Genomic DNA, 9,016 nt, shown 5'->3' on the forward strand with positions numbered 1-9,016 from the left:
CTTAGCGGCCGACGGGCGTTGTCTTTGCGGATCACGGCAGCCGTGTCGACGTCAGCCAGCGATCATGCGATGCAGTTGGTCGAGTTCCTGGTTGACGGCGCGTTGCTCGTCACCCGACAGGCCGCCGCCGTGTTGCGCGGCCATGTCGCGGGTTTCCTGCGCAATGGCGTCAAGGCGGCGGTGCAACGCATAGCCGCGCGGCGGCGGGTAATAGCCTTGGTTGACGTGATTGTCGATGTCGCGCGATTCATTGCCGATACGGCGGTCGATCTGCTCGCGACGTTGCACGGCGACGGTATGCGGGTCCGGCGCCACGATGACGCGCGCCGCAGGCGCTTGACGCGGCGGTTCGACCACGCAGCCCGACAGACTGCCGAGCACGCCTGCGAGTCCGGTCAGCAGCGCGATGGCCGCCAGTCCGCGTAGCTTGCCGGTCCCCCCGGCGGTGTGAGGCGTGAGGTATGGGACGTTCATGATCGTTATTGAGTCCTGGTGTACGCCAAGGCGGCGTAATGCGATTTTCGCCAGCGGTCCGGGCGGCGCACAGCGATGTTGCAATCGGTTGCAACCATTTCAAACCGGCCGATATGGGCGTATCATCCCGGCGCAACGGCTCCCCCCACAGCCAGTCCTTCCGCGCTTGCGAGCGCCTCCATTCCCCCATGATCGTCCGACCCAATCTGAACTGGCTGCGCATGCTCTTTGTCGTGCGCGGCTCGATCGTTCCCAAGATTGCCCCGCAGCTCATTTTCACCACCCTCATCTCGATCGCCGTCACGTTGGCCCACGGACGCGTCTTCGAATGGAAGATTCCGCTCACGTTCGTGCCGTTCTCGCTGATCGGCATCACGCTCGCGATTTTCCTCGGCTTTCGCAATACCACGAGCTACGCCCGCTACTGGGAAGCCCGGATGCTCTGGGGCAGCGTGCTCAATGAGACGCGCGCGCTGGCCCGTCAGTCGATGACGCTGGTGTCCGATACCTCGGAATCGTCGCGCTTCGTCGCCTATCTCATCGCCTTCGTACACGGCATGCGCCATCAGTTGCGCGGCACGGACCCGCAGGCCGACTTCGAACGGCTGCTCGACAAAACGGACGTAGCCTGCCTCGCCCGCAAGCAGTTCAAGCCTATCGCGATCCTGCTCATGGCGGGCGAATGGCTCCGGGAACGCCGCTCGCGCGGGCAGATCGAAGCGCCGCTCGCGCAGGTCATGGAGATGCATCTGGATCGGCTCGGCGAAGCCATCGGCGGCTGCGAGCGCATCGCCACCACGCCGATCCCGTTCACTTACGGCGTGATCCTGCACCGCGTGACCTATCTCTACAGTCTGCTGCTGCCCTTCGGTCTGGTCGATTCGATCGGCCCGATGACGCCGGTGGTCGTGGCCTTCCTCTCGTACACCTTCTTCGCGCTCGAAGCGGTCAGTGCCGAAATCGAAGAGCCGTTCGGACTGGAGCCGAACGATCTCGCGCTCAACGCCATGTCCGAGACCATCGAGCAATCGCTGCGGGAAATCCTCCATCGCCAGCACACGGCCCGCCTGCGCCCGCGCAACGAGCATCACATTATTACCTGACGATTCTGATACTAAAGTCCTTGCTTTACTTTTCTGAGCGCCTATACTCAAGTACATGCTTGACCATGACATCACCCTCGATCTGACCTTTCAGGCGCTGGCCGACGCGTCACGCCGCGCGATGCTTGCGCGGCTGGCGCAGGGGCCGGCGTCGGTGAGCGCGCTCGCGCAGCCGCTGGCGATGTCGTTGCAGGCGGTCATGCAGCACCTGGCCGTACTTGAGAGTGCGGGGCTGGTGCGAACGGAAAAGGCCGGACGCGTGCGAACGTGCCGGATCGAACCCCAGGCGCTGAGCCTTGCCGAGCGATGGATTCATCAGCGCCGTCACGAGTGGGAGGGCCATCTCGACCGATTGGGCGAGTATCTGGCCAGCCTGCCGCCCGAAGGAGGAGTTCATGAGGACAGCCAGTGAAGCCATACCCGAAACGCAGCCGAGTCCGCTGAGCGTTGGTCGGACTTACGCAACCACGCGCGAAACCGTATTTCTCGCCTGGACCCGCACCGATGCCGTGAAGCGATGGTTTTGCCCGACCGGCTACACCGTGCCCGAAGCGAAGATCGATGCCCGCGTGGGTGGCGTTTTCGACCTGCGCATGCAATCGCCCGAAGGGGAGTCGCATTGGATTCGCGGGCGTTTCATCGAGATCGACGCTCCGGCACGTCTGGTGATCGACATGGAAGTGACCGACGCGAAGGGACAGGCGCTGTTCGGCGCGCGCACGACGGCGCAATTCACGGAAGTGGGGCAAGGCACGCGGTTGGATGTCGAGCAGCGCTACACCGTTCACGATCCGGCGTTCGCCTGGATGCCGGCTGGGGCCGGTCAGGGTTGGGCACAGACACTCGATAAGCTGGGCCGCGAGGTCATGCGCGACGCGGAGGCGCCAACGCAGCGCAGTGTGGTGCATGCGACCTTTCGCATCGAGCGTCAGTACGCCGCGTCGCCTGCGCGCGTGTACCGTGCGCTGACCGAGCGCGACGCCAAGGATCGCTGGTTCGCCAGAAGCGATGGCCTGACGTTGCTCGAGCGCTCCATGGATGTGCGCCCCGGCGGCCGCGAGGTGGCGAAAGGGCAGTGGGCAAGCGGCATGGTGTCCACGTTCGACGCGCTGTACTTCGATGTCGTGCCCGATGCGCGGCTTGTCTACACCTACGAGATGCATCTGGATACGCGCAAGATCTCCGTGTCGCTCGCGACGATCGATCTTCGTGCGCATGATGGCGGCACGCAACTCGTCATGACCGAGCAGGGCGCGTTCCTGGACGGCTACGACGACGCGGGATCGCGCGAACGTGGTACCCAGCAGTTGCTCGATGCCCTCGGCGCCTCGCTCGTCGACTGAGCCCCCACCCGCACGTTTGCCCAGCGCTTACGACGCCGCTGCGCCCCGTTTCCCGGGGGCAGCGGTGTTCGTCGCAGCGCGATTGCCCCATTGTGGTGCGTCGATTCTCATCGAAAGCCGCAATAGTTCCTCGACAAATATCGCGTTTTTCATCTCGGCGGCGAGTTCTAGACTTCCTTCCATCGACGGCGCAATTGAAAACAAAGTCGTCGCAAACTAGACAGGAGTTAAGAAAATGAACCGCAAGAACATCGCAATCGCCCTTATCGCCGCCGTGGCTTCGTTCGGTGCTGTGGCCAGCAACGCTGCCGAGAACGGCAACAACTACCCCGAGATCGCCTCGCAAGGTCAGCCGCTCACGCGTGCCGCCGTGCTCGCTGATCTGGCACAAGCCCGCGCTCAAGGGCTGATCCCGAACGGTGACGCCGACTATCCGGTCTATGTCGCTTCGGCCTCGACCAAGAGCCGCGCCGACGTGAAGGCCGAACTGGCCCAGGCACGCGCGCAAGGCCTTGTGCCGCAGAACGACGTCGACTACCCGATCGTCGCCTCGCAAGGCCCGAGCGCCACGCGCGCTGGCGTGAAGCAGGAACTGGCGCGTGCCCGCGCCGCAGGTGAGCTGAACGTCAGCCAAGGCAGCTGATCGCCGGCCGGCTGTCGCCGTAACGTCAAAAGCCGTCCCGAGGGAAAATCCTCGGGACGGCTTTTTGTTCGTCCGACGAATCGAGATCGGGCGATCAGGCGCGGCGGTCTTCGGCCGCGGGCGTGTCCGGGGTTCGTGACGCCAGTGCGTCGGTGGGCGTCGGGGCAGGGGCCGCGTCAGGCGCGCGCTCGCCGTCCCAACCGAACGTGACGTGCCGCCGCGCATGACGCTGCTCGCGCTCGCGTGCCATCTGCTCTTCGAACTGGCGGCGGCCTTCCTTGGCCGCGGCGACCATTGCCTTGCGATCCTGGTAAGCGGGATACATCTCGTCGGTCAGTTGCAAATTGGCGCGCCGGAAGGCCATCGCCGCCTCTCTCGCCTCGGCCGCCGGCCAGCCCAGGGTTTCAAGCACCGACCGCGCACTGCGCAACGACGACTCGAAGACTTCCCGTTCAATGTGTTCGACGCCACGATCGCGAAGCTGGAACAGATGGCCGACGTTGCGCGCCCGCGCCACGATGGGCACGTCGGGGAAGTGTTCGCGCAACAGGTCGACGATTTCCAGGGACTGATCGACGTCGTCTACGGCGACGACCACCGCGCGGGCATGTGCCACGCCCGCGATACGCAGCAGATCGAGCCGTGTCGCGTCGCCGTAGAACACCCGGAAGCCAAACTGGCGCAGGCTCTCGATGGTGTCGGGATCGTGATCGAGCACGGTCACCGAAACGCCCTGCGGCACCAGCGTGCGGCCAACGATTTGCCCGTAGCGTCCAAAGCCGCAGATCACGACGCTGGCAGACTGCGGCTCGTCGATCTCTGCCATGCGGGGCGATCCCGTCACGCTGTAGCGCGGCAGCAGCCACTTGTCGATGCCCACGAGCAGCAGCGGCGAGACCAGCATCGAGAGCGCGACGGCGCCGATGAGGAACGACGACACCGCCGGAGGCAGCACTTGCGGTCCGGCCGACTGGAACACCACGAAGGCGAATTCACCGCCCTGTGCCAGCAGCAGCGTGAAGATCGGCCGTTCTTGATAGGGCAGTTGCATCCACCGCGACACCCCGTAGATGGCCAGTCCTTTGAGCGCCATGAAGCCGATGACGACGGCGATCATGCGCAGCGGTTGCGCGAGCAGCACACCGAAGTCGATGCTCATGCCGACGGCAATGAAGAACAGCCCGAGCAGAAGCCCCTTGAACGGTTCGATGTCGGTTTCCAGCTCCCGCCGGTATTCGCTCTCGGCAAGCAGCACGCCGGCGAGGAACGCGCCGAGCGCCATCGACAGGCCGACCCATTGCATCAGTGTCGCGATGGCGACGACGAGCAACAGCGACGCCGCCGTGAAAATCTCCGGCGTGCGGCTGTTGGCGATCCAGCGCAGCAGCGGGCGCAACGCCAGCCGCCCGCCAAGGATGATCGCCGCAATCACGCCGACGATTTTCAGGGCTTCGAGCGCGCGCGCCGTCCCGGTCATCACGTGGCTGTCGAACGAATTGGCCAGCAAGGGCAGCAGCGCGAGGATCGGGATCGCGGCAACGTCCTGGAACAGCAGGATCGAAAAGCCCGCCTGACCGCTCGGGGTGCCGAGCAGATTGCGCTCGGCCATCACCTGCAAGGCGATCGCGGTCGACGAGAGCGCGAGGCCCAGGGCCGCGACGAGGGCGATGCGCCACGGCGCGCCGAGTGCGACGCCCGCCGCGAAGAGCAGCACCGCGCACCCGACGACCTGCGCCGAGCCCCATCCGAAGATCGGCCGTCGCAGATTCCACAGGCGTCGTGGTTCCAGTTCGAGGCCGACAAGAAAAAGCATCAGCACCACGCCGAATTCGGCGAAATGCAGCACGTCTTCGACGCGCGCGACAAGACCGAGTCCCCAGGGACCGATGGCGATCCCGGCGGCGAGATAACCGATGATCGCGCCGAGTCCCAGCGCACGCGACAGCGGTACGACAATGACCGCCGCGGCGAGGTAGATCAGGCTGGCAAGCAACCAGGCCGGTACGTGTTCCATCAGGCGGCCCTCCCTGAGCTTGCATTCGTGGTGCCGGCCACGTCGGCGACGCCGGTTGCGCAGCGCGGACGATCCGCGACCGGAATGTCCTGACACTCGGGCGCGTCCGCCATGGAAATCAGCTCGGGCCATTGCGGGTACGTGGCGAGCTTGCCGGCAAACGCGCTCACGTGGGCATCGAGTGCGGCATCGTCGCTGCGTCGCGCGCCAAAGAACACGTGCGGGGGCAGGAAGCGCATGTTGCACAGGCGCGCCATCTGCTCGTAGGGCGGCAGGAACGCCGAGAACTCGTGCTCGTTGTAGCCCTCGGGGCGATAGCTCGCCTTTGGCCCGCCGGCACTCGCCACGAGCCAGAAGTCCTTGTTCGCGAGCGCATGTCCGTCATGGCCGTACGCCCAGCCCCACGACAGCACTTCGTCGAGCCAGAGCTTCTGCAGCGGCGGCATGCTGTACCAGTAGATCGGATGGACGAGCACGACCAGGTCGGCACGCGCCACGCGCCGTTGTTCGGCCGCAATGTCGATGCTGAAGTCGGGATACGTCGAGTACAGGTCGTTGACGTCGACACCTGCGATGCTGCGAGCGGCGTCGAGCAGGCGGTGATTGACGCGAGAGTCGCGCCAGCGCGGGTGCGCCACGATGACATAGACGGCTCGCGTCGGCGCATCGTGACGGGGCGCGCCGTCGATGTCCGGGACGGCGGTGGGGAGAGGGGAAGGCGCGGGGGCAGTCATGCGGGGGAGCATACCGCATTCGTCTGGCGCCCGACATCACGTCGGGCACCGCCGGGCGTTGCCTGCGGCAGTCCATTCGAGATCGCGTCCGATACTGCTGCGTGGCGAACACAGACGCGATGTCAGGCTAAAGACTGCGGTCGCGAAGGCCGTTAAGGCAGGATAAGCGCTGCGCAGATTCTGCAGGCGGCGGCAGGCCGAACGGCATACCGCACGTCACACGACGAATAACCAGAACCCTGGCGCCGGTGGAGCATCCGTGCTCACGCCGGCGCAATACCGACATGTCGCCGCAATCCTTTCGTACTACCGTCAATCTGATCTATCACGGCCGCAACGTCGCGCTGGCGCTTTTGCTCGTCGCGCTGATGTACAACCAGACGTTCTGGATCGTCGTGAGCGTTGCTGCGGCGGCGCTTTGCACCGGTGCGTTGCGCGAAGCGGCGCGGATGCCGGAGGAAGACGATCTGCCGCCGCGTCCGCTGGTCATCCAGGTACTGCGCATCTCGGTGCCGCTGCTGCTCACCATGTTCGCGCTCGGCTACGGCGCCGTGTGGATCAATCGCAATTTCGGCTGAGCCGGGCCTGCCCGCGCGCTCGCGCCTGGGCGCGAGGCGGGACAGCAAGCGGCGCGCTTACGACTGCGCCGGAAGCGCGTCGCGCGACTTGTGCAGCAGCGCGTTGCGGCGCGCATACGTGAAATAGATCCCCAAGCCGATGACGAGCCACACCACGAAGGCGACCCATGTGGTCGCTTGCAGGTGCGCCATCAGGAACAGGCACAGACCGGCGGAGATAAGCGGCACGACCGGGGCGCCGGGCACGCGGAACGCGCGCGGCAGGTCCGGGTGCGTGCGACGCAGCACCAGCACGGCGACCGACACCAGCGCGAACGCCGACAGCGTGCCGATATTGATCAGCTCGGCGAGCACGCCCAGCGGCACAAAGCCCGCGATGACGGCGAACACCACACCAATGATCCACGTGCCGGCGAATGGCGTTTTGTGCGTCGGATGAATGCGCGAGAGCAGCGGCGGCAGCAGGCCGTCGCGCGACATGGCATACGTAATGCGGGTCTGGCCGTAGGTCATCACCAGGATCACGGTCGTCATGCCGAGAATCGCGCCCAGATCGACGAAGCCCGCGATCCAGTTCTGACCGGCATATTGCAGCGCCAGCGACACCGGGTGGTCCACGCCCGCGAACTTCGCGAACGGCACGATGCCGGTCATGATCGCGGCGACCGCCACATACAGCAGCGTGCAGACGATGAGCGAACCGATAATGCCGATAGGCAGATCGCGGCCCGGATTGCGGACTTCTTCCGCTGCCGACGTCACGGCGTCGAAGCCGATGAACGCGAAGAACACGAGCGCGGCGGCGTTGAACATGCCGCCGGTGCCGAACGGCATGAACGGTGTCCAGTTGGCCGGTTTGACATGCCATACGCCCACCGCGATGAACAGCAGCACGACGCCGATCTTGATCGCCACCATCAGATTGTTGATGCGCGCGGACTCACGCACGCCGTACGACAGGACCCACGTGATGAGCAGCATGATGACCACGGCGGGCAGGTTGATGAAGGTCGTGACGCCGGGCACGCTGCCGGGTGCTGCCGTGATGGCGGCGGGCAAATGCAGACCGAAGCCTGCCGTGAGCGACTGGAAGTAGCCCGACCACCCGACCGAGACGGCCGACGAGGCCAGCCCATACTCGAGCATCAGATCCCAGCCGATGATCCACGCGACGATCTCGCCGAGCGTGGCGTAGCTGTAGGTGTAGATCGATCCCGAGACGGGAATCGTCGACGCGAATTCCGCGTAGCACAGGGCCGCGAAGCCGCAAGCGGTGGCCGCGATGATGAACGAGAGCGTGAGCGCAGGGCCGGCGGTGAGGGCGCCGGTGCCTGTGAGCACGAAAATGCCGGTGCCGATGATGGCGCCGATGCCCATCAGGACCAGATCGACCGGGCCCAGCACCTTTTTGAGACTGCCGGTACGGCTCGCGACCAGCATGTTCTCGATGTTTTTGGTTCGAAAAAGACTCATGACCTGCAAAAGGTTCCTGCAACGTATGCCCCTGGCGTTCGCGTGGCGCGCCGTCGGGGAATCCACGGGAGAGGTCTCCCGCGACCTGGCTGCAAGGGCACCCCGGGCTTGTGGCCGCTCGTTCCCATGCCTGGCGGAACACCACAGGGTGGGTCGAACCTCCTCGTTGCGCTAACGTCGCCGGTGCGCACGGCACCGATCTGTCGGCCGTCGGTAGCGTGCATGGGGATGCGCGCCGGATGCGGCAAGACGATAGGCAACCACGGCGCGCGCTACGCGCACCGGGGCGGGACGAACACGATCGAGACTTACGGAGGATCCTGCCGGACTGCCGTGTGCGTGGCGACTGTCGCCGTGGCACATCGGAGAAGGGTGGGTCTGCAAGGTGGGTGCCCGTTCGACGCCGTGGCGTCGTTCGGGCGAAGGCTCGCTGTCCTGCGGTCCGGCCATCGGTGCCTGATCGGCGCCTCCGCCTGGCCGGAATTGCTCATATTTTAAGCGATTTTTCCCAAGGTGCGTACAGCGTCTGCTGAATTGGGGGCACATCGATGGGCGAGCCGCGGCGCGAGGGCCGCCGCGTCGCAGACAGGGCGACGCGCGCGGTTGGCGGGGTCAGTGGTTGGAACCGCCGGGGCCACCGCCCCCCGGACCGCC

Annotated in this window: 9 protein-coding genes; 5 read left to right on the forward strand and 4 right to left on the reverse strand. The window is 65.5% G+C overall.

Going from position 1 to position 9,016, the window contains the following annotated elements:
- Positions 1-51: 51 nt before the first annotated feature.
- Positions 52-474, reverse strand: a complete 423-nt coding sequence (locus A985_RS0118340; RefSeq protein WP_017234831.1) for a hypothetical protein — start codon at positions 472-474, stop codon at positions 52-54.
- A gap of 188 nt (positions 475-662) precedes the next feature.
- Here A985_RS0118340 and A985_RS0118345 point away from each other — a divergent pair, with 188 nt between their 5' ends.
- The 4 genes from A985_RS0118345 (at position 663) to A985_RS0118360 (ending at position 3,563) form a co-directional block, all read left to right on the forward strand.
- Positions 663-1,577, forward strand: a complete 915-nt coding sequence (locus A985_RS0118345) for a bestrophin family protein (protein WP_017234832.1) — start codon at positions 663-665, stop codon at positions 1,575-1,577.
- Positions 1,578-1,632: 55 nt separating this feature from the next.
- Positions 1,633-1,989 (forward strand): helix-turn-helix transcriptional regulator, encoded by a 357-nt coding sequence (locus A985_RS0118350; RefSeq protein ID WP_017234833.1) that lies wholly within the window; start codon positions 1,633-1,635, stop codon positions 1,987-1,989.
- Positions 1,973-2,920 (forward strand): SRPBCC family protein, encoded by a 948-nt coding sequence (locus tag A985_RS0118355; RefSeq protein ID WP_017234834.1) that lies wholly within the window; start codon positions 1,973-1,975, stop codon positions 2,918-2,920. The genes A985_RS0118350 and A985_RS0118355 overlap by 17 nt, the downstream gene beginning before the upstream one ends.
- A gap of 235 nt (positions 2,921-3,155) precedes the next feature.
- Positions 3,156-3,563, forward strand: coding sequence for a DUF4148 domain-containing protein (locus A985_RS0118360; protein ID WP_017234835.1), 408 nt, complete (start codon positions 3,156-3,158; stop codon positions 3,561-3,563).
- Positions 3,564-3,657: 94 nt separating this feature from the next.
- Here A985_RS0118360 and kefC read toward each other — a convergent pair whose 3' ends face one another.
- A complete protein-coding gene (gene kefC / locus A985_RS0118365) occupies positions 3,658-5,577 on the reverse strand; it encodes a glutathione-regulated potassium-efflux system protein KefC (RefSeq protein WP_017234836.1) in 1,920 nt (639 codons plus the stop codon).
- Complete coding sequence (locus A985_RS26140; RefSeq protein ID WP_157211512.1) at positions 5,577-6,311, reverse strand: NAD(P)H-dependent oxidoreductase; 735 nt, start codon at positions 6,309-6,311, stop codon at positions 5,577-5,579. Before A985_RS26140 ends, kefC begins: the two co-directional genes overlap by 1 nt.
- 284 nt (positions 6,312-6,595) lie before the next feature.
- Here A985_RS26140 and A985_RS0118375 point away from each other — a divergent pair, with 284 nt between their 5' ends.
- Positions 6,596-6,889, forward strand: coding sequence for a hypothetical protein (locus tag A985_RS0118375; RefSeq protein ID WP_017234838.1), 294 nt, complete (start codon positions 6,596-6,598; stop codon positions 6,887-6,889).
- Positions 6,890-6,946: 57 nt separating this feature from the next.
- On the opposite strand, the gene A985_RS0118380 is transcribed toward A985_RS0118375, so the two are convergent.
- On the reverse strand, positions 6,947-8,362 hold the full coding sequence (locus tag A985_RS0118380) for an amino acid permease (protein ID WP_017234839.1): 1,416 nt from the start codon (positions 8,360-8,362) through the stop codon (positions 6,947-6,949).
- Between the last annotated feature and the right edge of the window lie 654 nt (positions 8,363-9,016).

It is taken from the genome of Pandoraea sp. B-6 (assembly GCF_000282835.1).
Taxonomy (GTDB): Bacteria; Pseudomonadota; Gammaproteobacteria; order Burkholderiales; family Burkholderiaceae; genus Pandoraea; species Pandoraea cepalis.